Consider the following 24,231-nt stretch of genomic DNA (forward strand, 5'->3'; position numbering starts at 1 on the left):
TCCTACACTACTGCTCCAACCAATTATAAAAAGGCACTTTCCCAGTAAATTTCGTCTCTTGTTTTGTCGTTTGTTGTGTGCGTTGTTGATTCGCTCTAAATTTCTGGCCTTGATTTTGCGCTTGATCTACCGTTTTAATTCCGTTCTTTTTCCACTCAAACAAAATACGATCAATATACCGGAAATTAAGTTTACCACTCATAACAGCTTCACGAAGAGCCGCTTGAATTAAATTCGGATGGTGTTGATCTTGATCTTCCCACATCCCTAATGTTTCACATTCAAATGGCGAAAGTGGTCTTCCGAATTCTTTTTCAAATACTGTATATAAATTTACTTGAATTTGTTTTTGTTCTTTTTGCTCTTCCTCTATAGATTCATTCATTAAAAAGTGCAATATTTTTTCCCACAGTGGTTGTAAAGAATAACTTTCACACATCATCGCTTCAGATCTTCGTCCACCTTCTAGTGCTAAAAAACCTTTTTGGATTAAAGTTTGAATCACTTCCATGCATTTCATTTCTGTTATCGTCATCCGTTCTGAAATCTCTGAAGGAGTCGGGAACGAATTACCTGATTCTAAAAATGTGTGTACATGAAGTACTACCATAAATTCCGTCTCATTTAAACCTAGCTTTTTATAATGCATCATAAGCAATTTAGGAATCGCTATGCTTCCCTGTTCAAACCATTGTAACATCATTTTCTTTTTCATCACCAAACACCTCGTTCTCTAGTATAACACACCTTTAGCCATTTCTTTTTGCCACAATTCGTCAAAAAAACCTCCCTATATATAGGGAGGTTTTTTGCCATTTACTACAAGAAACAGACGATTAAGCCTGTACTTTACTTTTCATGAACGTATGAATTCGTTCTAATGCTTTCTCAACTTGCTCAAGAGATGTCGCATACGATAATCGAACGTTATTTGGTGCACCAAATCCTGTACCTGGAACAAGAGCCACCTTTTCTTCTTCTAATAATGCTTTTGCCCACTCATCAACTGTATCATACCCAGCTAACGCTACGGCTTCTTTTACATTTGGGAATAAGTAAAAAGCACCTTGTGGCTTAATGCAAGTGAAACCAGGAATTTGAATTAATTTATCATAAATAATGTTCAATCTTTCTTCAAACGCTTGACGCATTGTTTCTACAGGTTCTTGTGAGCCTGCATACGCAGCAATTGCACCGTATTGAGCAATTGAAGTAGGGTTTGACGTACTATGACTCGCTAAGTTCGTCATCGCTTTAATAAGCTGCTTATTTCCTGCTGCATATCCAATACGCCAACCTGTCATAGAATGCGATTTAGATACACCATTAATAATAAGTGTTTGTTCTTTTAATACATTAGAAAGCTGGGCAATTGAAGTATATTCCGCGTCACCATAAATTAATTTTTCATAAATCTCATCTGAAACGATTAAGATATCATGCTCTAAACATACTTCTCCAAGCTGTTGTAATTCTTCTTTGCTGTAAATCATCCCTGTTGGATTGCTCGGTGAATTAATAATAACAGCTTTCGTTTTCTCTGTAATTGCCTCACGCAGCTGCTTTGCTGTAATTTTGTACTCATTGCCTTCTAGACCTTCTACATAAACTGGCTTACCACCAGCAAGCTTTACTTGCTCAGGATAACTTACCCAATAAGGAGTTGGGATGATAACTTCATCTCCTTCATCAAGTAACACTTGGAATAATGTATATAATGCATGCTTGGCACCATTACATACAATAATTTCAGATGGATCATACGCAATTCCTTGATCACGAGTAAACTTCTTCACAATTTCTTGTTTTAACGCTTGTAATCCACCTGTTGGTGTATATTTCGTATGTCCTTCTAACATCGCTTTATGCGCAGCATCCATAATATGTTTTGGCGTATTAAAGTCAGGTTCTCCTGCTCCTAATCCAATTACATCATGACCTTCTGCTTTTAATGCTTGTGCCTTTGCTGTAATTTCTAAAGTTGCAGATGGTGTTAAAGCAGCTACTCGCTTTGCTAATTTCATTTGTAGTTCCCCCTACATCTATTTTTCAATGCTGTATCGTCTTAAAAAGTTCCCATCTTTAAATTCAAGATAGTAGTAACTATAACGATTGTCATCATCAATATATGTAACTTCCCATAATGGTATATTATTTTCAAAGCCTAATTTTGCTTTTAAAATTTCTTTCGGCTTACTTTTGGGTTCTTTACTTTCATCTCCGACTTGTTCAATCGTTCTTTGTAAAGCATCTTTTTCAGAAATACCTTCGCTCTTTTTCCTTACTATAGTTTCCCCTTTTTTCTCAGGCACCCAAACGATAAGTTGTTCTCCTTTTTCATCTGTACCTTGTACGACTGTATATGAAGATTTTCCATTATAATAATCAACAGTATTTACCTTTGTAAGCTTTGCCTTTTCTTTCGCAATTTCTACAGACTTTGACTCTTTTGGAATTTTCTTTTCCATCGCTTTATTATAAACATATGCCCCATATATTCCGCTAGCAACGATAACGATAATGATTGTAAAGATCCACTTTTTCATTGTATCACTACGTTCTGTAAATCGTAAATACAGCTGTTTCTTTATCTTTTTCGTCTAATGCTAATCCGAACATGAGGTCCTGCTCTTTTAACGTACGATTCAAACCATCAACAATTTTATACAAGTCAGACGAATATTTAATACGCGTCGTTGATAGGACTTCGATTTTCTTATCCATGAAAAAACTCCTCCGTTACACAAAAATTTCTAATTATAGAAGAACGCAATGCGGTTACAATAAGAGTACATTCTTTACAACCCCTGCTTCATCACCCATCTATTATAGCAGGACATGTACAGCAAAAAAAGGTTTCAAATCGAAAAGCAATATATTTTGTATACAAGAAGTAAGAAAAATAAAATTCCTCCTACCCACATTTTTTACGCCTGAAGTTTAAATGTACTTCAGGCGTATTTTTCTTCCAATTTTATTCATTTGACGATTCTTCTAACTGTACTAACAATTCTTCTAACGGTCCTTCATAGAGCGGTACAGTTGGGATTGATTGTAAAAATCGTTTTCCATAGGAAGAACTTGTCAAACGACGATCTAATACAAATACAGTTCCCGTATCTGTATTTGTTCTAATAAGACGACCAAACCCTTGTTTGAAACGCAAGATTGCTTGCGGGAGCGCCAACTTATCGAATACGTCTTCTCCTTGATTTTTTAACCACTCTCCTTTTGCTTCCATCATCGGCTGATGAGGAGGGGTAAAAGGCAGACGGACAATGACAAGACAGCTTAGGGCATCTCCAGGTATATCTATCCCTTCCCAAAAACTACTTGTTCCTAACAAAATCGATTTGTCGAACTCCTGGAATTTGCGGATTAGACGACTTCGGCTCTTATTATTCACACTTTGCGTTAATAATAAATATCCTTCTAATGTCTCATCATTTTTCAAATTCGTATACGCTTCTTTCAACATTTCATACGAAGTGAATAAAACGAGCATTCTACCTTTTGTAGCTTTCGCTATTTTCGCAATATGTGCCGATATAGACTCAATATATTCTTCATTACTTGCTTTCTTAATAAAAGGTACATCCGTTGAAACCATTAATTTCATTTGCTCTTCAAAACGGAATGGTGATGGAACCTTTAATGTATTGGGAGCAAAATCATGTAAACCTAGCTCCTCTTTTATATAGTCGAATGAATCATTAACTGTTAACGTTGCTGATGTGAAAATAACACTCTTTTTCTGGGTTAAAAATTCATCAGCAAATCTTTCACCAATATGAACAGGCTGCGCATATAGAACTGTTGAATGAATCGTTCCCTTCGTTTCAGTCTCCATCCATGTCACGTATGAATTTTTTTCTAAAATGAGTAATTGTAAAGATTGTGCCATCTTTCTCAACAACTCAATTAAATGCATAAATTCACCTGTAACGACATGCATCTCCCATTCTAATTTACTTTGCAATATTTCAGCTTGCTTCTCAAGTGTAGTCAATAACTTTCTTACATCATACACAAATCGATTTGTTAACTCGGTAATGCTATCCCATAACTTACCTTTCTCTACTTCCGTGTTATATCGATAAATGAGTGGCATATTGCTCATCCCTTGTTCCTGCTTTGTTTGTTTAAATACGAAAGTCCGTAACATTTGAAATAGTTCATCCGCATCAAATTTCAATTCCTTCAAACTATGACTCACCATACGGAAAGTCGAACGCGATGCTTGCTCTGATTTTTTCATCATTTTATATACTTTAGAAAGTACATCATCTGTTTCTAGCGTACCAAGACGAGATAAAGCTAATTGAAAATACATGCATGAGAACTGTTCACCTAATGTTCTACTCGCCGCTTCCTCGATATGATGAGCTTCATCAAAAATAATATGTTCACATGAAGCAAATAGTGGTTCTTCACTTGAAAAATCTTGAAATAATAACGCATGATTTGTAATAACGATATCTGCAAATAATGCTTTATTCTTTGCTCTTTGATAAAAACAACGACTATACCAGTTACTTTGCATCCCGCCTGGACTATGTACATCACTACAAATACGGTTCCAAAGTAACTTGCCGCCCTCAGGAATATTCAATTCATCACGATCGCCAGTTTCCGTTTGCAATAACCACACTAAAATTTTTGCCTTTGTGAGCGCCATATCATAATTTTTCTCTTCCTCTTGCAAAGCATATTCAAATTTGTGTAGACAAAGGTAATGCTTTCTTCCTTTCAGAAGAGCTACTTCAAATGAAAATGGCATTATTTTCTTTAATAAAGGAATTTCTTTTTCTAGTATTTGTTGTTGCAATTGTACAGTTTGTGTACTTATAATGACAGGTTCTTCTTTTTTCTTTGCGAAATAAATACTTGGAAGTAAATATGCAAGCGTCTTCCCCGTACCTGTTCCTGCTTCAATCAGTGAAAACCTAGAATCTCTTAGCGCTGTATATATTTCCTTCATCATAATCTGTTGGCTTTCTCTTTTTTCAAACTTTGGCATATTCAATTCAAGTTTATCGATTGTCTTATGTAAGAAAGCATCAAATTTAGATGAGTATGTTTCACTGAGGCTTAAAGAATAATTCCGCTTTCGAAGCGCAATATTTCGATACACCTCACACTCCTCTGCCTCTTCTTTACCATGCATCATTTTCTTTAAAATATTTTCAGAAAGTACATCAGCTATATCACTTTGGAAAACATCACTTAATTCATAAAGCGATTGTAATGTGACAAGTGGTAACTTTTCAATTTCACTTAAAAATTGTAAAAACAACTCCGCTGTTGCAAGAGCATCACTATCCGCCCGATGTGGTTGATCGTGCTCTAGTTCATGCTGCTTAGCTAAATCACGTAATTTATAACTATCAGCTGTCGGCAAAAGAATTTGCGCCAATTCAACTGTATCAATTTTAGGACAATGTACTTCTGTATATCCAGCTTGCCTTAATTCTTCATTTAAAAAATTCCAATCAAAGTGAACGTTATGTGCAACAAAAGCCGCACCTTGTAATAGCTCAACAATCATCGGGGCTACATCTCGAAATAACGGGGCTTGTTTTACAAGATCTTCATCAATCCCAGTTAATTCTGTAATAAATAGGGGAATCTCTCTCTTCGGATTAATAAAAGATGAAAAAATCTCTAATATCTCTCCATCTTCCACTACAACAGCTGCAATTTGGGTGATTTTATCCTTCCCATCCTTCCAGGAGTTCCCTGTCGTCTCTAAATCAACAACGACATAACGCTTACTCATATATGTAACACCTCAATTTCTTACCTATCAAACACAAAAATTATATAATGTTACTATACCACGTTTTACCTCATCTTAATGAAAAGATGCACAAAAAAGCTATCTCCTTAATTAGAGATAGCCTTCCTACTTATAATATCGTGCCAGCTTTTTCAGCACCTAACATTTCAATAATTTGATTATCATCGTCTAATACTGCAATTTTCGGCTCTTGTTTATGAATATTTTCTTCTGCCACTAAACCATAGCAAATAATAATAACTTTATCACCCGGTTGTACAAGCCTTGCAGCTGCACCATTTAAACACACAACACCGCTACCGCGCTCTCCTTTAATAACATATGTCTCTAAGCGAGCTCCATTGTTGTTATTTACAATTTGTACTTTTTCATTTTCTACAATATTTACCGCATCCATTAAATCTTCATCAATTGTAATACTACCTACATAATTTAAATTTGCTTCTGTTACAGTTGCACGATGTAACTTCGCTCTCATCATTGTGCGAAACATAGATGCTCCCCCTTATTTCCCCATTAATGTTATATTGTCAATTAATCGTACATTTTCAAACTTAACCGCAATCGCTAAAATGATTCTTCCTTCAATTTTATTTATTGCTTTTAATGAAGGATATGCATATAAATCAGCATAATCTACAGTGCCTTTCGTATACTTCTCAATATGCTCTTTCACAAGATTCATAATGATTTCCGGATTACGTTCGCCTGCCTCAATTCGTTCTTTCGCTATACATAGACTGCCGTATAAATGAGGAGCCTCTTCACGTTCTTCTAGTGATAAATACACATTACGAGAACTTTTCGCTAATCCATCTTCTTCCCTTACAATATCAACTGGTACGATCGTAACGGGAATATTAAAATCAGTTACGAATCCTTCAATTACAGCTACTTGCTGTGCATCTTTCATACCGAAATAAGCACGCGTTGGCAATGTAATATTAAATAGTTTCATTAGTACAGTCGCCACACCAGCGAAATGACCAGGTCTTTGTTTGCCACATAATACGTCGGTACGCTTCACAACTTCTACTGTTGTCGTTTGTTCTGCTGGATACATCTCTTCTACACTCGGATAAAATAAATAATCAACACCATTTTCTTTTGCTACATTTTCATCTCTAACAATATCACGTGGGTATCGATCTAAATCTTCATTTGGTCCAAATTGTAGTGGATTTACAAATACACTTAAAACTACAATTTCATTTTCTTCCCTTGCCTTACGTAGTAACGTAGCATGCCCTTCGTGTAAATACCCCATCGTTGGAACAAAACCGATACTTTTTCCACTTGCATGCAGTTCGTTTGTAATTTGCTGCATCTCTTGCACTGTAGTTATGATTTTCATTATTGTTTTCCTCCGTATAACGCTAAGCACTCTTCCTCTTTCATTGTAAATGAATGTTTTTCTTCAGGAAATTGCCCTGTCTTTACTTCAGTAACGTATTGCGAAATCCCTCGCACAATCTCCTCTTGAACAGACGTATATTGCTTCACAAATTTCGGAACACGATTTACGCCGTACGAGATAAGATCGTGGTATACAAGAACTTGCCCATCTACTTTTTGTCCTGCTCCAATTCCAATTGTAGGAATTGTTAACTGCTCTGAAATAAGTTCTGCTAATTGCATTGGCACACATTCTAGCACAAGTGCTATCGCACCAGCTTCCTCACATTTCTTTGCATCTTCTATTAATTTTTTTGCACTTTCAGCATCTTTCCCTTGTACTTTATACCCACCTAGCACTCCTACAGATTGAGGAGTTAAACCTAAATGCGCCACAACGGGAATTCCCGCATTCGTTAAGTAGTGAATAGTTGATATAACTTCTCCAGCACCTTCTACCTTTAATGCATGTGCCCCGCTCTCTTGAACAATGCGACGTGCATTAATCATCGTATCTTGCAATGAGACATGATAAGACATAAATGGCATATCAGTTACAATAAACGTCTCTTTCGCTCCGCGGCGTACAGCTTTCGTATGATGAATCATATCCTCTACTGTTACTGGAACTGTTGAATCATACCCAAGTACAACCATTCCTAGAGAATCACCCACTAAAATCATATCGACTTTAGCTTCTTCTGCTAATTTAGCAGATGGATAATCATACGCCGTTAGCATTGTAATCGGCTCACCTTGCTCTTTCATTTTCAAAAAATCTGTTTTTGTTTTCAAAAACTACTCCTCCTTTATGCAGGAGAGAGGAGATGGCCGAAATCATATAAAAAACCCCTCTGGCCATAAAAGGGCAGAAGGGTTGTGTGTTAGTCGGCATTATTCATCCCTCTGTCCCAGTCCATTATTGGATCAAGGCAGAATCCAAATTATTATTTTTTCATACTGCGTAAAATAATGGTGCAGTTCGCTTTGATACTGCCCATATTCGAACTAATTATAGCAAACTCTGAAAAGGAATTGCTACATTTTTTCGAAAAAATAATTTTTTATCCCTATTACGGTATGTGAAATTTATTAGTATCTAAATGACAAAAAGAAGCTCCAAAATAGGAACTTCTTTTACTTAATTTCTATATCAGCAGAATGAATGTGGTGCACTTGTCCTTGATGATCCTCAAGTAACAATACACCATCCTCCGTAATTCCTTTTGCTAGCCCATTAATAGTTTCCTTCATCGTTCGAGCTGTAATTTCTTTTCCGATACTTACTGCGTAACTTTCCCAAAGAATTTTAATAACAGAGAAGCCATTTTTTAAATACTCTTCATACAATTTCTCTAGTTGCAAGAAAATTTGTTGCATAAGTTCCGCACGAACAATCGGCTTACCCGATTCAATTGCTAATGAAGTTGCAATTTGCTGAATTTCCTCATCAAAATGTTCTTGTTTCTGATTTGCATTAATGCCAATTCCCATAATAACAGCATTAATTTTATCTGGATCAGCTTGCATCTCCGTTAATATACCGACAGCTTTTTTACCTTGAATTAAAATATCATTCGGCCACTTAATCCCTACGTTTACACCGGTACATTTTTCAATTGCTTGCGCTACGCTAACCGCTGCTAATAAAGTAAGCTGTGGTGCATGATGAACTGGAATCGAGGGACGCAAAATAATACTCATCCAAATTCCTGTTCCTTTTGGGGAATACCATTTTCTACTTAAACGTCCTCTACCTGCTGTTTGTTCTTCAGCAACGACAATTGTTCCCTCTTCTGCGCCTTCATAAGCAAGTCTCGCTGCAATATGCTGAGTAGACTCAACCGATTCTTCAAAATAAACCGTTCTACCGATACGCTCTGTTTGTAATCCTAATTGAATCTCATTCGCAGTTACTTTATCTGGTTTACTAGCAATTCGGTACCCTAAGCGGCGTACAGCTTCTAGTTCATACCCTTCATTACGAAGGTCCTCCATATGCTTCCATACAGCGGTTCTCGAACAACCAAGTTTGTCACTAAGTATTTGACCAGATACAAATGCACCATCTGCTTCAGAAAAAACTTGTAATAACTGCTTTCTTATAGTAGATTGCATCTTTGTAGCCACTCCCTTATATCCTCTTTCTTATTAACTAAATCTCCTTGTACGATTGCTTCTTCAATATTTTGAAGCATTTCGGCAACCCACGGACCTGGCTTTTTATCTGTCCAGCTTAATAAATCATTACCAGTCACATTCATTTCTTGACGATTTTTTATCGGCAATGCATGAAATAATGATTGTACTTGCTTAACAGACCCACTATTATAACTTTCTATTATCGCTTCATATACTCTTTCCGCCATCTCAGCGATGCGAATCCCAGTTTTATAAAGAAGGATTGTATCCCACTCCTTCTCCTTTCTAGAACGAATTGCTAATAAAACCGCTACGATATCTTTAATCTTTTTATTCGAGAACTTCCATTGACGCAGAAAGACAGATGGATGCTCTTCTCCGATACAATATAGGAAAAATGCCCACGCCTCAACGTCTGTTTCGAAAGAATCCCATTTATACTGCGTAGCTTTCAAGAGTCTTTCTTCTGACATTTGCAAATATGGCAGATGAGAAAATAGCTTAGTTTCTACTAACTCTTGAAGACCATTCACACAATATGTACCGGTCAACAATTTTTCAAATTCAACTGTAATTCTTTCAATCGCTATATGTTCGAGCAAATGCCCATACGTTTCAATTGCTTGTTTCGTCTTTATTTCCAAAGAGAAACCTAACGTACTTACGAACCGAATACCACGCATCATTCGCAGTGCATCTTCTTGAAAACGGTCTGCAGCATCTCCAACCGTTGTAATTTCCTTCAGACGAATCGCTTCTTTCCCAGCAAATAAATCAACCATTTCGCCTTCCTCTGTCATTGCAATTGCATTCATCGTGAAATCACGTCGTTTTAAATCCTCTTCTAATGAACGGACAAATTGAACACTACTAGGTCTTCGAAAATCTTCATATTCGCTTTCTGTTCGAAAAGTAGTTACCTCATACGGTTCACCATTTTCTACAACAATTACAGTTCCATGCTCAAGACCAACCGGAACATGTCTTGGGAAAATAGCCATTACTTCTTCTGGTAAAGCAGATGTTGCGATATCGATATCTCCAATCGGTCTATCGATAATAAGATCGCGTACACTTCCACCAACGAAGTAAGCCTCATGTCCGTGCTGTTTTAACATCTCAATAATTGAACTAGCTTTTTTAAATCTTTCCATTCTTGTCATCCCTTAGTATGTCATAATAAATCGTCTCATACTGTGAAACGATTTTTTCCGAACGAAACTGCTCATATACAGATTTCATCGCTCGCTCTCCCATATTACGGTGAAGTTCTTCATTTTCTAGTAGCTGAATTGCTTGCTTAGCTATTCCGTCTGTATCTCCAACTTCACATATATATCCTGTTTCACCATGTTGAATGACCTCTGGAATGCCCCCAACCCTCGTTCCGATACTAGGCACACCACACGCCATCGCTTCTAATATAACAAGACCAAAACTTTCCTTTTCTGATAAAAGTAGCATTAAATCACTCATCGCAAGAAGCTCTGCAACATTATCTTGCTTTCCTAGGAATAAGACACGTTCCTCAATATGTAAACTTTTCACCAATTGTAAAATAGTACAGAACTCTGGTCCATCACCAACAAGAAGCAATTTCGCATCTACTTCCTTTACAATTTTGGCAAATGACTGCACAACATCCTGTACACGCTTAACCTTTCGGAAATTTGAAATATGAATCAACACTTTTTCATTTTCTCGTATACCATATTCTTTTTTTAATTGAGACATATCACGTTTGAAATAAACACGTTCATCTACAAAATTGTATACCGTCTCAATTTCTTTATCTGGTTTTACAAGTTCATTTGTTTCTTCAATTAACGAATGTGACACAGCTGTAACAACATCAGATTGTTCAATACCAAAGCGAATTAAATTATTTAACGAAGGGTCGGAACCTAACACAGTAATATCCGTTCCATGTAAGGTCGTAACAATTTTAATACGCTCCCCAATCATTTGTTTTGCTAAATATGCACAAATAGCATGCGGGATTGCATAATGCACATGTAAAATATCAAGGTTTTCTCTTTGAGCAACCTCTGCCATTTTACTCGCTAATGCTAAATCGTAAGGTGGATATTGAAAAACAGAATATTGATTTACTGTTACTTCGTGAAAATAAATGTTCGGGTACACTTTATTCAACCGAAATGGTACACCCGATGTAATAAAATGAATTTCATGCCCGCGTTCCGCCAATTGCTTTCCTAACTCTGTCCCAACAACCCCAGAACCACCTACAGAAGGATAACATGTAATACCTATTTTCAATTTCATTTACATCCCCCTATTAAATCAGCATGTAATAAAACCGGTTTCTTACTCATAAATCCTTCGGCATACAGCACTCCAACTTCTTTCCCAAACATCTTCTCCCGAGCGATTACAGTTTCAACGTATCCTTCGGTTAATGGCGTCTTAACACCATCACTCCCTGTTGAAAACTGACTTTCATACGCTTCTAACGCTTCCACCTTTTTAGAAAGGTATTCACTAATATCTATACAAAAATTCGGTTTATGAAAACCATTAATCATATAATTATAAAAAGACTCTACACGGTGCGGCGGAAGTTCAGGCATATATTTACGAATTCCCGCTGAAAAGATAGCTTCTTCCACAAGTTTCGCGCAATTAGCATGGTCTGGATGACGATCTTCGTAATATGGTGCGAAAATTAGTGTTGGTTTATATGTACGAATAATCTTTACAATTTCACGTATATATTCTTCTTTCATATACAAACCACGGTCTGGCATTGCTAAATTAATTCTCGTTTTTACTCCCATAATACGAGCTGCAGCCTTTGCTTCTTCTTTTCTTAGTTCTACCGTTCCATTTGAAGAAAGATCAGCTTCTGTTAAATCGCAAATGCCTACTTCATATCCTTGCTTCGTATACTTTGCAATGGTACCTGCCATGCCGATTTCAACATCATCGGCATGAGCACCAAACGCTAATATATGTAATCCACTCATAATTGTTCCCCTCATTTTCTTAACTTTCGGTAATCTAAATCTCCCCGCTCTAATGCATGCATTAGCATTTCAGCACTTGCCATATTTGTTGCTAATGGGATGGCGTATACATCACATAAACGAAGTAACGCATTAACATCTGGTTCATGCGGCTGGGCTGTTAGTGGATCCCGGAAAAAAATCACCATATCCATCTCATTTTTTGCAATCATTGCACCAATTTCTTGATCTCCACCAAGAGGACCGGATTGATATCTTGTTACAACTAAACCAGTTGCCTCCATAATACGAAGTCCTGTCGTTCCTGTTGCAAAAAGTTCATGTTTTTCAAAAATTGGTTTATATGCGTATGCGAACGAAACCATATCATCTTTCTTTTTGTCATGTGCGATTAAGGCAATTTTCATCCGTTGTCTCCCCTTTAGTCGATAATATTTTCTAAACCGTATACAAGATGATCAAGGTTCATTACTGTTTCAATTGATAGTTTTACACCTGACATAAATGATGCACGGTTGAATGAATCATGACGAACTGTTAACATTTGTCCATCTCCGCCGAACATTACTTCTTGGTGTGCAATAAGCCCTGGTAGACGTACGCTATGAATGTGAATACCGTCTACATTTGCACCACGTGCCCCTTCTAATTGTTCCGTTTCATTAGGGTGCCCTTGCTCTTTTGGTACACGATTTTGACGGATTAATTCTACTGTTTTTACAGCTGTACCAGATGGTGCGTCTAATTTTTGATCATGGTGTAATTCAATTACTTCAACATCTTGGAAGTACTTCGCTGCCATTTGAGAGAACTTCATCATAAGAACTGCACCAATCGCAAAATTTGGAGCGATAATTGTTCCTACTTCTTTTTCTTTTGCATTTTCTGTTAATTGCTTTAGTTCTTCTTCAGTAAATCCAGTTGTACCAATAACTGATCTAAGTCCACGTTCAACTGCAAGTGTCACATGTTTCTTTCCAATTTCTGGTGTTGTTAAATCTAACAATACATCTGCTTCTACTTCATCTAAACAAGTATGTAAATCCGCGTAAATAGGTGCATCTAGCGCTGGCATTCCCGGTACATCAGAAATTTTTTCTCCGCCATGCTTATAATCAATTGCTGCTACTAAATTGAAATGCGCTGTTCTTTCCATAAGAAGGACTGCTTCATATCCCATGCGTCCTCGTGGTCCAGCGATAATTACTTTAATTTCTTTCATGCGTCTTTCTCTCCCTCATCAATACGTGTCCAACGATCTTTATCACGTGTATTAAATTTATTCATTACAATGTTATGCGCTGTTTCTAAATCAATATTTAAACTATTTGCCATACAAATCATAACAAATAAAACATCTCCAAGCTCTTCCTCAACACTTCGTTCTTTCTCAGTCGTTTTCTTTGGTTTCTCACCATAATAATGATTAACCTCTCTTGCAAGCTCTCCCATTTCTTCAGTTAAACGAGCCATCATTGCAAGCGGACTAAAATAACCTTCTTTAAATTGACCGATATATGCATCTACTTCTTTCTGCATATCTTTCATCGTTTTTGCTTCCATACTAGTCACCTCTTATTCCTTCCTCTTTCATGTTAGCCAATTCATCGCGATTTGACAAATATTATTCCCTCATATCACTATTTACGACTCTTTTTAGGATAGACTATAATAAAGTGAAACTTCTTTTGCGTGATTTTTACAAAAGATCAGCCTGAACCAATCGGGCTCTTACGGCTGGTTCGACCTTTCTTCACTGTTTTACCCTCTACCAGCCGTTAGAGCGGGGTAAAGTGAAACTTCTTTTGCGTGATTTTTGCAAAAGATCAGCCTGAACCAATCGGGTCCCTGCGGCTGGTTCGACCTTTTCTTCTTTGCTTTTCCCTCTACCAGCCGTTGGGACGGGATAAAGTGAAACTTTCTTTTGCAGTTTTTCCGCACAATATCAGGCCGAACTAATTAAGCTCTTATACCATTCTCTATTTTTACTATCAACTAGAAATAACTTATTATTATGTTCTATCGTTTAAGAGGAGCAATGCAATCATTACATAATTAGGGGGATTTCTAAATGACATCAAATTTGAAGATTCGGAATATCATTTTTATTTTAATCGGTTCCGCTATTTTTTCTTTCGGTATTGTGAATATCAATATTGAAAACCATCTTGCAGAGGGTGGATTTACCGGCATTACGCTATTATTATATTTTAAATTTTCACTTGATCCTTCCTATACAAACTTAATTTTAAACGTCCCTCTATTTTTCATTGGCTGGAAATTACTCGGCCGAACAACATTTTTATACACATTAATCGGTACATTTAGCGTCTCTTTATTCCTTTGGGTGTTTCAGCGCTACGAGGTTCTCAACTTACATTTAAACTTGCAAAATGATATGACACTGGCTGCTTTATTCGCTGGGGCATTTATCGGCATAGGACTTGGAATTATATTCAAATACGGCGGGACTACTGGCGGTGTTGATATTATCGCAAGGCTAGCTCACAAATATGTTGGCTGGAGTATGGGAAAAACGATGTTTATGTTTGATGCGGTCGTTATCATTATCTCTATTCTTACATATTTATCATATCGCGAGGGCATGTATACGTTAGTTGCTGTTTTTATCGGGGCTAAGGTTATTGATTTCATGCAAGAAGGTGCTTATGCAGCAAAAGGAGCAACTATTATTTCTGATAAAAACGATGAAATTGCTTCAAAAATTTTATCAGAAATGGAGCGCGGAGCAACCTTTTTAAAAGCAGTTGGATCCTATACAAAAATAGAACGTAATGTACTATATTGTGTTGTTGCTAAAAATGAAATCGTAAAATTAAAAAATATCATTATTTCAGTAGATCCACATGCCTTTGTCGCTGTAAGTGATGTACACGATGTTGTTGGTGAGGGATTTACATTAGATGAAAATAAAAAACCGTTACATAATTAAATTCAGCTAGAAAAGCTCTGTAGCTTTTCTAGTTTTTTATTATAAATCTTTTAAGTTTCTCCAAATCCTCATAAATAAGCTCCAACAAACTCCGATTATAGAAAATAGAAGCTGGATGAAAGGTCGGAAAAATATGATATTCTTTTTCTGACCAAATAAATTCTGTACTGCTGCTATCTTTCAATCGCTGCACAGGTTGCTTTAACAATTCTCCATGAACATCCGTAATTTTATTATTTTTACCAACTAAACGCTGTAATGCAATATTACCAAGTGTGACAATAACCGGCTGCTGTATAAATTCCAGTTCATAATCTAGCAAAGGTGCATGGGCAAGTATCTCACCTTGATTCGGTGTTCTATTGTACTTCTTCTGTATTATTTCGCCATTTCGTTCCCTTTTCTCTCTCCATTTATAAGGTCTACTCCGGACCGCACTCGTAATATATACTTCTTCCCTTGTAACGTGAATACGTTCTAAAAATTCCATTAAATGTTTTCCCGCTCTCCCACTAAATGGAATCCCATTATGAATTTCTGTTTCACCAGGTGCTTCTCCAACAAGCATTAATTTCGGGTTTTTAGGGCCCTGTCCACTTAAAAAACCTTCTAATTGGTATATAGCACTACGCTCCTTCACTTGTTTAACTAAATGATATGGATATTCTATGTCCGTCACCTTCTTTCATCATTCCATACTTATCTTTATTTTAACTAGTTCTATACCCCATATTCTCTCTATTATTTCCATTTGTAACATATTATAAGATTCAATCCACAAAACAAAAAAAAGACTATCAAAATTGATAGTCTTTAATCGTCGCTACGCTGCATACCAGTATAAATTAATACGAGACGTAATAATTCAAATACCGCTACAGCAGCTGCTGCTACATATGTTAATGCTGCCGCATTTAATACTTTACGAGCTTGACCGTACTCATCTGTTGATACGATACCAAGTGCTTCAATTTGTTGCATTGCGCGTTTTGATGCATCAAACTCAACTGGTAATGTAACAAGTTGGAAAATAACACCTGCTGCCATTAAAATAATTCCTAGTAACAACAAACCAGACATTTGTGCAAATACACCAATTAGGACAAAAACCCATGACATGTTTGAACCAAAATTAGCAACTGGCACTAACGAATGGCGTACACGCATAAAGTTATAATCTTTCGCATCTTGAATTGCGTGTCCTACTTCATGTGCTGCTACAGCTGTACCAGCAACTGAATGACCATAATAGTTATCTGTCGATAATCTAACCGTCTTTACACGCGGGTCATAATGATCTGACAAATGACCTGGCGTTTCTTCTACGGCTACATTGTACAATCCATTTTCATCTAAAATTTTTCGAGCCACTTCCGCTCCTGTCATACCTGATGTTGAATAAACTTGTGAATACTTGCTATAGGCACTACGTACTTTTGACTGTGCATACAACGGTATGATCAAAATGATCGCGAAGTAAATTAAATAAAACATCATAAACCTCCATTGAAGTTTTAATTATAGTACTTCTCATTCTATTTTTTTCTTCCACCGTTGTCAATAAATAAACCTTACAATCCGTATCTTTATTTATGCGTATTATCTATCTTTAGAATGCAAGTTGCTTCTCCGCTTCTCTCTCTCCCCTTTATACTTTCTCCATCCAACATACGTTAAAGTGAACAAAATAAGTCCTCCAGTAATTGTCATAAACCAAATGAGAGAGGGAGCAATCTCATCTTTTTTTACTGTATGAAATATTTTTTGCAAATCACCTTTAATAATCCCTAGTTGCATTTGTCCACCTTTCGTTTTTAACATAACGTTACGAAATTCATCCAAATAAGATAAATGTGCATTTACACGCTGCGCTTCGTTTTCTGGCAGAGCAATCATTAAACTAGGATAAATAATATTAAATTCATTTAAAAATGTATTTAGCGTCTGTTGGAACTGTCCATCATCTTCTTTTTCCATCGCCTTTTCTACTTGAGAAAAAGCATTCATTATCTTTCTTTCTCTTTCCATCCAAAGTGGCTGATATTTAGATACTTGTGCATCAACAGCAAGTTGTAACGCTAACATATTATCCACTTTAACTTGCCTATCTGAATCTTCCGCGAGAGATTGTTTCGCCTTATCGTATGCTAAAGAAACGACTCTAATTTGTCCCGGAGTTACTTTTGAATTATTTTCATTCTCCTTTGATAGAAATTGCTCTGAGAAATGGTACAGTACTTGTATTGCCTTTTCATCTTCTTTTTTCTTCACTAACTGCAAAGAGTCATCTAGCAATCCAGTTAGTTCACTCCACTCTTCAGCATATATACGTACTGGAAACATTATAATTAGAAATGCTATCAGTCCAATTAATGTTCTCTTCATCCCGGTCCCCCCTATAACTACTAGTACAAAATATGTGGAATTGGACAAGAATAGAACAGAACAAAACCAAAAAATATATTATCTCTATGAAAACAAAAAAATTCTCTTTAAACAGAGAATTTTTTCTTTGAAACCCTTTTCTTTTTCACTAAATATTTATACACACCGTAACAAAGCATGCTACCACCTAAAATCAATAATAAAATAATACATGCAGCATGCATAAAGAATTCTTCCGGTAACATTAAAATAACCGGATCTGTTTCAATATCAAACATCCAATAATCATTGCTAAATAAAAGCTTATGAAATAATACGAAACTCTTTTCAAAATTAATAGCAATTGGTAACGTAAGAGCTATTGGAAAAATAATTGTAAGAATCGCTCCGTGAAGTAAAAACTTTTCTTTTTTCTTTTTTAATAAATACGCTCCTCCTAATACAGCAATTACAATCGTTCCATACATTATATATTGAATCTTTACTAAAATATTTTTAACATCTACAAAATGAATGCGTCCATTTGTGGACATATCTAATGTCGGCAATTGTAATGCACCTTCATAAAACGGCGATAAATATGTAATAAGCACATCATAGTTTCTCTTAATTTCATCTTTCGTCATATCCGCTAAATCTGGAATATTTAAAAAATCAATTTCAAAATAATACAACCATTTTCCATATACAACTACCGTTGTCGCGAGAGCGAAAACAGAAAATGCTATGCTATAGGAAACTACTAAAGTGATCAATCGATCCAATATGTTTATACCGCTCTTATTTTTCTTCATTTTCTCCCCCTAAATGTCCTCACCATCATAAAGAAAACTGTTTTCGGTTCTCACGTAAGCAATAATAATATGTAATACACAGTACAGCAATACTTAACCAAAACGTAAAATAACCAATTTTCTCTACAAATAAATGCATAATCCCATATCTCGGCATTTGCCAAAATAAATAATCAATTGCATCATTATGTAATGTCCATATGCCAGCTACAGTGAAGTGCCATTTTTTTATCCGATAAAACGGAGCATATAACATTCCCTGCACTGCCATCGCAAAATGAGATAACATTAACATATATCCCATAAGGCCAATAGGGCCTTTTACATAAATCATAATTGCATTTACAACAACAGCCCAAACACCATATTTTATTAAAGTAACTATCGCTAGCGCTTCTATTAACCCCCAGTTCTTCTTCATCAAAAAAGCAATTAAAACAAAGACAAAAAAGAGAGTCGCCATAGGGCTATCTGGTACAAACGGCCAAAATATAGGTGAGGTTTCTTTTAATTGATTTCCATACCATATGAATCCGTAAATTGTACCTAATATGTTAACAACCAATAAAAATAATAGTACCGAACGTTGCCTTAACATTGCATACAAGTAAGCCAATCTGTATGTCCAACACCTTTCAAGCAAAGTAATTCTTTCATTGAACTCTACTCTATTATATAGCAAACTTTCCGTCATCGTAGAGTAGAAAACTGAAACAGATTAAATTTTCTTTAGGGATGGCTTTGCTATCCCTTTTCTGTTTCAGCTTCCCCACATCAAACCGTACGTGAGGTTTTCCCTCATACGGCTCTCCGATGCTCTTCCTTCTTTAGCTTTCAGTTTGTTCTAGCTACCTACTTTCACGAGTGTGTATGTTATTTTCTTCATCAAGCCCTTGATACGGCCATGTTTCTTTCGAACATTTCTTTTCTTATTCCAAAAAAGGTTAAGCCGTTCTAAGACGTACCAATCTATTTTACCGAGCCACTTCTGTCCAATTGAAGATAGGCTATAATAATTTTTTGAATCCTTGTAGAATTCTATTTAAACCTTTCACCATCAAACAGTGCCCAGCTTAGCTGGGCACGCAAAATAAAAAGCTGACTACAGATTTTGTAGTCAGCTTTTCTATTATTTTTTATTATACTTTGCAACGAATTCCGAAAGTTTTTTCAGTTCCTCATCTGTACCTTTAAATACACCTTTAGGCATTGAACCTTTTCCATCTTTCGCAATTTTAGCGATTTCTTCTGGTTTTAAAGTTAAGTTTTGTAAAGCCGGTGCTGCCGCTCCGCCCTGTAAATTGTCACCATGACATGTTAAACAAGTATTTTTTTGCATCAACTTGTAGCCGTCATCATTTTTATCAACTGGTGCTGTTTTTACAATTGCTCCTTGTTTTTTTGCAGCTTCCCAATCGTGGTGTGCTACAGATTCCCAAGTTAAAAAAATAATCGATGCAATTGCTAAAAGCATAAACCCCGTTGCTACAGGACGCTTCAATGGTGCTCTTTCTGGGCCTCGATCTAGAAACGGAGCTAATAGTAACGCTCCAAACGCAATCCCCGGCATAATAAACGCACCAATTACAGTAAATGAGCCTGAAGCATACGAATACTTTAATAACTGATACAAGAATAAGAAATACCAATCTGGAAGTGGTATATATCCTGCATCTGTAGGATCCGCCATTCTCTCAAGCGGTGACGGATGCGCCACTGTTAAACATAAATAACCGACTAAAAAAACTGCACCAACCATCCATTCTTTTAACAAGAAATTCGGCCAAAACGCTTCTGTTTTCCCTGGATATTCAGAATAATCTTTTGGAATATTTGGTTTCCGGGCTACTGGTACCCGAGAATCTCCTACAAACTTCATCCCTTTGCCGCGATGCATAATCTCCCTCCTTTTGTTCTTTCCCCTTTAATTTAGCAATCTCTTATAGCGGACCGGAAATACCTTGTTTGCGAATCATGATGAAGTGGAAGGCCATTAAACCTAGAAGTGCTGCTGGTAAGAAGAAGACGTGAATAGCAAAGAAGCGAGTTAATGTTTGAGCGCCAACGATTTCGGAATGACCAGCGAGTAATGTTTTAATATAAGGACCAATGAGCGGCGTTTGCTCTGCAATTTGAATCCCTACTTTCGTAGCAAATAACGCTTTCATATCCCACGGTAATAAATATCCGGTAAAACCAAGACCTAACATAACAAAGAAAATAAGAACACCAACAATCCAGTTTAACTCACGAGGCTTTTTATACGCACCTTGGAAGAAAACTCTGAGTGTATGTAAAAACATCATTACAATTACGAGACTAGCACCCCAGTGATGCATACCACGAACAATTTGCCCGTAAGCTACTTCATTTTGTAAATAATAAACCGACTCCCAAGCATTTTTAATATCCGGCACATAATACATCGTCAAAAACATTCCGGACAAAATTTGAATTACTGTAACGAAAAAGGTAAGTCCTCCAAAGCAATAGACGAATGCAGAAAAGTGATGTGCCGGGTTAACATGCTCAGGTACTTCATGATCAGCGATATCACGCCATATCGGTGTAATATCTAAACGTTCGTCCACCCAATCATAAATTTTATTTAACATCTACTTTGCACCCCCTCTTGGCTTCGCTTTTCCTAAATACAGCGTTCCATCTTTCACTTTAGACTCGTACACATCAAGCGGAGCAAGAGGCGGTGTGCCTTTAATGTTCATCCCATCTTTTGTGTAACGTCCCCCGTGACATGGGCAAAAGAATTGATTAGGATGTGCTTTGTCCGAATTCCAGTTCACTGTGCAACCTAAATGTTTACACACTGGAGAAAATGCAACAATGTCTCCGCTTTCATCTTTATGCACCCAAGCAGATTTTGGCTCTTCAGACTTGTACCATCCGTCAACCTGCTTCACCTTAAAATCGAAGCGCTTCGGCTCTGTTGTAATATCCTTTACTTGTCCAACAGCAACCATATCTGTTCCCACTTCTTTTCTTAACACCGGATCAAGCGCAAACCTCGTCATCGGCATTAAAATACCCGCCGCCATAAAGCCTCCTACCCCTGTAAGTGTGTAATTTAAAAACTGTCTTCTTGACACACGATGTTCTTTCTCGCTCACGAAAATTTCCCCCCTCTATCAGAAATTGTCCCCTCGTGAAAAAATTATATAAAAAATAAAAACTAGGACACTATCATGATATAATACCCTCTTGCATAGGTCAATATCATACTACTCATAATAATAAGAACTTTCTGTTTATTATTATTTTATCCATCTTTCTTCCAACATTTCCATAATATTTTTTATGTGTGCACGAATAACTTCCCTTTTCGCTTGGTCACTAAATTGCTCTAATGATAACGATGGAAACCAAAATAAATCACCCTGCACATCTCTCATATCTTCTTTCCATGAAAAGTCACTTGTCACATAGGCAATATGCTTAAAACCTTGCCTTTTTAAATGATCTGTCCATTCTTGCAAACGGTCTTTTTCATTCTTTTGGCTCTCTACCAAATACGTAAATGCGGGCAGTAAAAGCACTCTTCCTTTATACTCCCTTTCCAACTCCATACTCAAAGCCTCAATAAATTCACCTTGCTCTACAACCATTTTCATCTCTTTTGCTGCCGAAATAGACAAAAGGGGTATAATCCCTGTATCTACATACTCCCTCGCTTGCTCAAACTGTTCTACATCTTTTACAATCCATTTCACCTTTTCTCCCCTCCTCCATTCGAAATAACAGAACTTTCACTTTATATATATTAAACCATACTAAAAGAGGTAAAAAAAGAAAAACTACCTATTATTAAGTAGTTTTTCTTAAAAAGTCTGAATTTCGTAAAGATTACATAATCAAAATGAATTCTATAAAATTTTCAACTCTGCTGTTAACCTATGAAATGCTTCCTTATCTTGCTTATCCAAAGCTTCATCAATTTGTTTCAAAAGACGTTCTCTTCTAAATGAGAATACACTTTCTTCTAAAAATCGTTCTGCAAGCAATCGATCTTTTTCATTCACTTCAATATGCTTTGGCAAATATGGGTTTTCTTCTAATACAGCTACATAGTTTGCATTTTGGAACGATGATTTAAAATTAAGCTGAATATAAATATCCTCATCTCGATTCAAACGAATATCATGAAACGATTTTTCTGCATCTGTTGTCATTACATTTTGTTTGAAAAAGTGAAACGGTGTGTCTTTCACACAATTTGCTGACATTACTAAGCCACGCGGACAATATTTTGCATGTTCTACGAAGTGGACTTTATGCATTAATTGATCGTGACTCATTAAATAATTCAAAATCCATACACATTCACGCTGTTTCAGTTGGTAATTATTCAAAAACCATTTTACAAAATCCTTCTTCTCGTTTACAGAAACAGGGGTATTCATAGCGATTAAGTCCCTCCTCTGTCTTTCTCTTTTCTTTTTAGATTCAAGAAGCGGCATTCAGTTTCCTTCCAACTTATGAAAAATCCTCTAAATTATATAACAATTCTTCAATATGAATTTGTGTCGGGTCTAGTTGTATTAACTGCGTAAATACTTCTTTCGCCTCTTTTCGCATTCCTTCTTCTAATAAGAAATAACCGTACTCTTCCAAGAAATCTGGATGATTCTTAAAAGAAGTATATGCACTTTCATAGTGTTTTAATGCATCCGAATACATTTCTAATTGTTTTTTTGCAAATGCAAGATCCCAAAGTAGTTGTGTATCTGGTTCTCCACTGTCAATTGCACGCTCTACAACTGCAATTAGCTCTTCGTATTTCTCTTGTTCTTTTAAAATATACGCATATTTTAATATCGCACCTAAATGTCCCGGATCTAGCTCCAGCGCTTTTTGAAGCACTTCTTCTGCCTCCGCTATTTTACCTAATTTCGCCGCAATATTCGCTAATTCTACATAGAAAGGAACAGACAGCTCATCTACTTTAATTCCTTCTTGAAGTGTTTCATAGCTTTCTTGAAGCATGCCTTCTTTTTCATAGCTTTTCGCTAAATACATGTATAACGATGCGTATTCAGGATCTAATTCTTTTAATTCTTGCCAAGCACCAATTGCTCTTTGATATTCTTCTCCTTGGTATAATGTGAAGGCATATCCAAATAATGAGTGAATATCTTTTTGCTCTTCTAACCCCGCTTCATAGTAAGAGATTGCCTCTTCCCAGTTTCCAATAGCACTTAAAGTTTCTGCTAGACGAAGCGCAATGACAACACCACCCATAACTTTATGTTCTGCTAGTAACGATTCATAATAAGTGATCGCCTTTTGCTCTTCACCTTTACTACTATATAATTCTGCTAACCCAAACGTAATAACAGGTTCGTCTGGCATCATTTCTTTCGCCTTTAATAGTTTTTGTTCTGCTACATCATCAAAACCTTGCATTTGGAATAAATCCGCTACAAGTAATAACGATTGAACATATAAATCATCGTTTTCTGGAATATCATGAAGCACTTCAATCGCTTCATCTTCTTTATCTAAATCAATATATAATTCTGCTAAAAATACCGTAAATTCACTTTCTTCCGGATATAGCAAGCGTAAGTCTTCAGTAATTGCTAACGCCTCATCCATAAACCCAAGTGTATGATAGTAACGAGCGATATCATACTTCTCTTCATCATTAGCAACTCGTAGTTGTTCTTTTAATAATTGTAATCCTTTTTCTGCTTCACCGTTTTCAATATAAGAAACAGCCTGTTCAAACTTTTGCATAAACGTCTCCTTTAATTCAAA

The 24,231-nt window shown here is 36.3% G+C and carries 27 protein-coding genes; 1 reads left to right on the top strand and 26 read right to left on the bottom strand.

The annotated features are described in order from the left end of the window. Window positions 1–7: 7 nt before the first annotated feature. The 15 genes from dnaD to MKX66_RS11960 form a co-directional block, all read right to left on the bottom strand. Entirely contained in the window at window positions 8–715 is a 708-nt protein-coding gene (dnaD, locus tag MKX66_RS11890; protein WP_000728546.1) for a DNA replication protein DnaD, read from the bottom strand. A 121-nt stretch (window positions 716–836) separates the two neighbouring features. Continuing rightward, entirely contained in the window at window positions 837–2,024 is a 1,188-nt protein-coding gene (aspB, locus tag MKX66_RS11895; protein WP_002011860.1) for an aspartate transaminase AspB, read from the bottom strand. Window positions 2,025–2,042: 18 nt separating this feature from the next. Continuing rightward, window positions 2,043–2,546, bottom strand: coding sequence for a cell wall elongation regulator TseB-like domain-containing protein (locus tag MKX66_RS11900; RefSeq protein WP_002030789.1), 504 nt, complete (start codon window positions 2,544–2,546; stop codon window positions 2,043–2,045). 7 nt (window positions 2,547–2,553) lie between these two features. Beyond that, on the bottom strand, window positions 2,554–2,724 hold the full coding sequence (locus MKX66_RS11905) for a YpmA family protein (protein ID WP_002086589.1): 171 nt from the start codon (window positions 2,722–2,724) through the stop codon (window positions 2,554–2,556). Between the two features lie 250 nt (window positions 2,725–2,974). Beyond that, on the bottom strand, window positions 2,975–5,779 hold the full coding sequence (gene dinG / locus MKX66_RS11910) for an ATP-dependent DNA helicase DinG (protein ID WP_002166066.1): 2,805 nt from the start codon (window positions 5,777–5,779) through the stop codon (window positions 2,975–2,977). Between the two features lie 130 nt (window positions 5,780–5,909). After that, on the bottom strand, window positions 5,910–6,293 hold the full coding sequence (gene panD / locus MKX66_RS11915; protein ID WP_000490176.1) for an aspartate 1-decarboxylase: 384 nt from the start codon (window positions 6,291–6,293) through the stop codon (window positions 5,910–5,912). Between the two features lie 12 nt (window positions 6,294–6,305). Continuing rightward, window positions 6,306–7,154, bottom strand: coding sequence for a pantoate--beta-alanine ligase (gene panC, locus MKX66_RS11920; protein WP_016101475.1), 849 nt, complete (start codon window positions 7,152–7,154; stop codon window positions 6,306–6,308). Next, a complete protein-coding gene (gene panB / locus MKX66_RS11925; RefSeq protein ID WP_002011854.1) occupies window positions 7,154–7,990 on the bottom strand; it encodes a 3-methyl-2-oxobutanoate hydroxymethyltransferase in 837 nt (278 codons plus the stop codon). The genes panC and panB overlap by 1 nt, the downstream gene beginning before the upstream one ends. Window positions 7,991–8,332: 342 nt before the next feature. Then, window positions 8,333–9,313 carry a biotin--[acetyl-CoA-carboxylase] ligase gene (locus tag MKX66_RS11930; protein WP_002086594.1) on the bottom strand — a complete coding sequence of 327 codons (981 nt, stop codon included), beginning with the start codon at window positions 9,311–9,313 and terminating at the stop codon, window positions 8,333–8,335. Then, entirely contained in the window at window positions 9,298–10,491 is a 1,194-nt protein-coding gene (locus MKX66_RS11935) for a CCA tRNA nucleotidyltransferase (RefSeq protein ID WP_341086247.1), read from the bottom strand. Before MKX66_RS11935 ends, MKX66_RS11930 begins: the two co-directional genes overlap by 16 nt. Continuing rightward, window positions 10,478–11,623 (bottom strand): N-acetyl-alpha-D-glucosaminyl L-malate synthase BshA, encoded by a 1,146-nt coding sequence (gene bshA / locus MKX66_RS11940; RefSeq protein WP_215552660.1) that lies wholly within the window; start codon window positions 11,621–11,623, stop codon window positions 10,478–10,480. Before bshA ends, MKX66_RS11935 begins: the two co-directional genes overlap by 14 nt. Continuing rightward, a complete protein-coding gene (gene bshB1 / locus MKX66_RS11945; RefSeq protein ID WP_002011848.1) occupies window positions 11,620–12,324 on the bottom strand; it encodes a bacillithiol biosynthesis deacetylase BshB1 in 705 nt (234 codons plus the stop codon). The genes bshA and bshB1 overlap by 4 nt, the downstream gene beginning before the upstream one ends. Window positions 12,325–12,335: 11 nt before the next feature. Continuing rightward, complete coding sequence (gene mgsA / locus MKX66_RS11950; RefSeq protein ID WP_000684753.1) at window positions 12,336–12,731, bottom strand: methylglyoxal synthase; 396 nt, start codon at window positions 12,729–12,731, stop codon at window positions 12,336–12,338. 14 nt (window positions 12,732–12,745) lie between these two features. After that, entirely contained in the window at window positions 12,746–13,546 is an 801-nt protein-coding gene (gene dapB / locus MKX66_RS11955) for a dihydrodipicolinate reductase (RefSeq protein WP_002188996.1), read from the bottom strand. Continuing rightward, entirely contained in the window at window positions 13,543–13,887 is a 345-nt protein-coding gene (locus MKX66_RS11960) for a nucleotide pyrophosphohydrolase (protein ID WP_002011846.1), read from the bottom strand. Before MKX66_RS11960 ends, dapB begins: the two co-directional genes overlap by 4 nt. Before the next feature lie 508 nt (window positions 13,888–14,395). Between MKX66_RS11960 and MKX66_RS11965 the strand changes: the two genes are divergently transcribed. After that, window positions 14,396–15,277 carry a YitT family protein gene (locus MKX66_RS11965; RefSeq protein WP_002011845.1) on the top strand — a complete coding sequence of 294 codons (882 nt, stop codon included), beginning with the start codon at window positions 14,396–14,398 and terminating at the stop codon, window positions 15,275–15,277. Between the two features lie 28 nt (window positions 15,278–15,305). Here MKX66_RS11965 and MKX66_RS11970 read toward each other — a convergent pair whose 3' ends face one another. The 11 genes from MKX66_RS11970 to MKX66_RS12020 form a co-directional block, all read right to left on the bottom strand. After that, on the bottom strand, window positions 15,306–15,956 hold the full coding sequence (locus MKX66_RS11970) for a uracil-DNA glycosylase (RefSeq protein WP_002188995.1): 651 nt from the start codon (window positions 15,954–15,956) through the stop codon (window positions 15,306–15,308). A gap of 134 nt (window positions 15,957–16,090) precedes the next feature. Continuing rightward, complete coding sequence (locus MKX66_RS11975) at window positions 16,091–16,771, bottom strand: zinc metallopeptidase (protein WP_002086606.1); 681 nt, start codon at window positions 16,769–16,771, stop codon at window positions 16,091–16,093. A 105-nt stretch (window positions 16,772–16,876) separates the two neighbouring features. Then, entirely contained in the window at window positions 16,877–17,662 is a 786-nt protein-coding gene (ypjB, locus tag MKX66_RS11980; protein WP_002141040.1) for a sporulation protein YpjB, read from the bottom strand. Window positions 17,663–17,769: 107 nt separating this feature from the next. Then, complete coding sequence (lit, locus tag MKX66_RS11985) at window positions 17,770–18,456, bottom strand: lipoprotein intramolecular transacylase Lit (RefSeq protein ID WP_002064533.1); 687 nt, start codon at window positions 18,454–18,456, stop codon at window positions 17,770–17,772. Window positions 18,457–18,481: 25 nt separating this feature from the next. Continuing rightward, window positions 18,482–19,072: a DUF1405 domain-containing protein gene (locus MKX66_RS11990; RefSeq protein WP_002086612.1), complete on the bottom strand. Its 591-nt coding sequence runs from the start codon at window positions 19,070–19,072 to the stop codon at window positions 18,482–18,484. Between the two features lie 513 nt (window positions 19,073–19,585). Next, complete coding sequence (gene qcrC / locus MKX66_RS11995; protein ID WP_002011836.1) at window positions 19,586–20,353, bottom strand: menaquinol-cytochrome c reductase cytochrome b/c subunit; 768 nt, start codon at window positions 20,351–20,353, stop codon at window positions 19,586–19,588. A 43-nt stretch (window positions 20,354–20,396) separates the two neighbouring features. Further along, the gene (gene qcrB / locus MKX66_RS12000) at window positions 20,397–21,071 is read right to left on the bottom strand and encodes a menaquinol-cytochrome c reductase cytochrome b subunit (RefSeq protein WP_000932700.1); all 675 of its coding nucleotides are present in this window, start codon (window positions 21,069–21,071) and stop codon (window positions 20,397–20,399) included. Next, entirely contained in the window at window positions 21,072–21,584 is a 513-nt protein-coding gene (qcrA, locus tag MKX66_RS12005; RefSeq protein ID WP_002030772.1) for a menaquinol-cytochrome c reductase iron-sulfur subunit, read from the bottom strand. A 144-nt stretch (window positions 21,585–21,728) separates the two neighbouring features. Next, window positions 21,729–22,184 carry a YpiF family protein gene (locus MKX66_RS12010; protein ID WP_002030770.1) on the bottom strand — a complete coding sequence of 152 codons (456 nt, stop codon included), beginning with the start codon at window positions 22,182–22,184 and terminating at the stop codon, window positions 21,729–21,731. Window positions 22,185–22,337: 153 nt separating this feature from the next. Continuing rightward, window positions 22,338–22,874, bottom strand: coding sequence for a ReoY family proteolytic degradation factor (locus tag MKX66_RS12015; RefSeq protein ID WP_002086615.1), 537 nt, complete (start codon window positions 22,872–22,874; stop codon window positions 22,338–22,340). Between the two features lie 73 nt (window positions 22,875–22,947). After that, window positions 22,948–24,210 carry a tetratricopeptide repeat protein gene (locus tag MKX66_RS12020; RefSeq protein ID WP_002086616.1) on the bottom strand — a complete coding sequence of 421 codons (1,263 nt, stop codon included), beginning with the start codon at window positions 24,208–24,210 and terminating at the stop codon, window positions 22,948–22,950. Window positions 24,211–24,231: the final 21 nt, after the last annotated feature.

Origin of the sequence: Bacillus sp. FSL R9-9530, from assembly GCF_038008145.1 — a bacterium.
In the GTDB taxonomy this organism is placed as follows: domain Bacteria; phylum Bacillota; class Bacilli; order Bacillales; family Bacillaceae_G; genus Bacillus_A; species Bacillus_A mycoides.

Coding starts and splice junctions, on each gene's coding strand:
- dnaD (WP_000728546.1), bottom strand. CDS start 715: ATGAAAAAGAAAATGATGTTACAATGGTTTGAACAGGGAAGCATAGCG.
- aspB (WP_002011860.1), bottom strand. CDS start 2,024: ATGAAATTAGCAAAGCGAGTAGCTGCTTTAACACCATCTGCAACTTTA.
- MKX66_RS11900 (WP_002030789.1), bottom strand. CDS start 2,546: ATGAAAAAGTGGATCTTTACAATCATTATCGTTATCGTTGCTAGCGGA.
- MKX66_RS11905 (WP_002086589.1), bottom strand. CDS start 2,724: ATGGATAAGAAAATCGAAGTCCTATCAACGACGCGTATTAAATATTCG.
- dinG (WP_002166066.1), bottom strand. CDS start 5,779: ATGAGTAAGCGTTATGTCGTTGTTGATTTAGAGACGACAGGGAACTCC.
- panD (WP_000490176.1), bottom strand. CDS start 6,293: ATGTTTCGCACAATGATGAGAGCGAAGTTACATCGTGCAACTGTAACA.
- panC (WP_016101475.1), bottom strand. CDS start 7,154: ATGAAAATCATAACTACAGTGCAAGAGATGCAGCAAATTACAAACGAA.
- MKX66_RS11930 (WP_002086594.1), bottom strand. CDS start 9,313: ATGCAATCTACTATAAGAAAGCAGTTATTACAAGTTTTTTCTGAAGCA.
- MKX66_RS11935 (WP_341086247.1), bottom strand. CDS start 10,491: ATGGAAAGATTTAAAAAAGCTAGTTCAATTATTGAGATGTTAAAACAG.
- bshA (WP_215552660.1), bottom strand. CDS start 11,623: ATGAAATTGAAAATAGGTATTACATGTTATCCTTCTGTAGGTGGTTCT.
- bshB1 (WP_002011848.1), bottom strand. CDS start 12,324: ATGAGTGGATTACATATATTAGCGTTTGGTGCTCATGCCGATGATGTT.
- mgsA (WP_000684753.1), bottom strand. CDS start 12,731: ATGAAAATTGCCTTAATCGCACATGACAAAAAGAAAGATGATATGGTT.
- dapB (WP_002188996.1), bottom strand. CDS start 13,546: ATGAAAGAAATTAAAGTAATTATCGCTGGACCACGAGGACGCATGGGA.
- MKX66_RS11960 (WP_002011846.1), bottom strand. CDS start 13,887: ATGGAAGCAAAAACGATGAAAGATATGCAGAAAGAAGTAGATGCATAT.
- MKX66_RS11965 (WP_002011845.1), top strand. CDS start 14,396: ATGACATCAAATTTGAAGATTCGGAATATCATTTTTATTTTAATCGGT.
- MKX66_RS11975 (WP_002086606.1), bottom strand. CDS start 16,771: ATGTTTTATTTAATTTACTTCGCGATCATTTTGATCATACCGTTGTAT.
- ypjB (WP_002141040.1), bottom strand. CDS start 17,662: ATGAAGAGAACATTAATTGGACTGATAGCATTTCTAATTATAATGTTT.
- lit (WP_002064533.1), bottom strand. CDS start 18,456: ATGAAGAAAAATAAGAGCGGTATAAACATATTGGATCGATTGATCACT.
- qcrC (WP_002011836.1), bottom strand. CDS start 20,353: ATGCATCGCGGCAAAGGGATGAAGTTTGTAGGAGATTCTCGGGTACCA.
- qcrB (WP_000932700.1), bottom strand. CDS start 21,071: ATGTTAAATAAAATTTATGATTGGGTGGACGAACGTTTAGATATTACA.
- MKX66_RS12015 (WP_002086615.1), bottom strand. CDS start 22,874: ATGAATACCCCTGTTTCTGTAAACGAGAAGAAGGATTTTGTAAAATGG.
- MKX66_RS12020 (WP_002086616.1), bottom strand. CDS start 24,210: ATGCAAAAGTTTGAACAGGCTGTTTCTTATATTGAAAACGGTGAAGCA.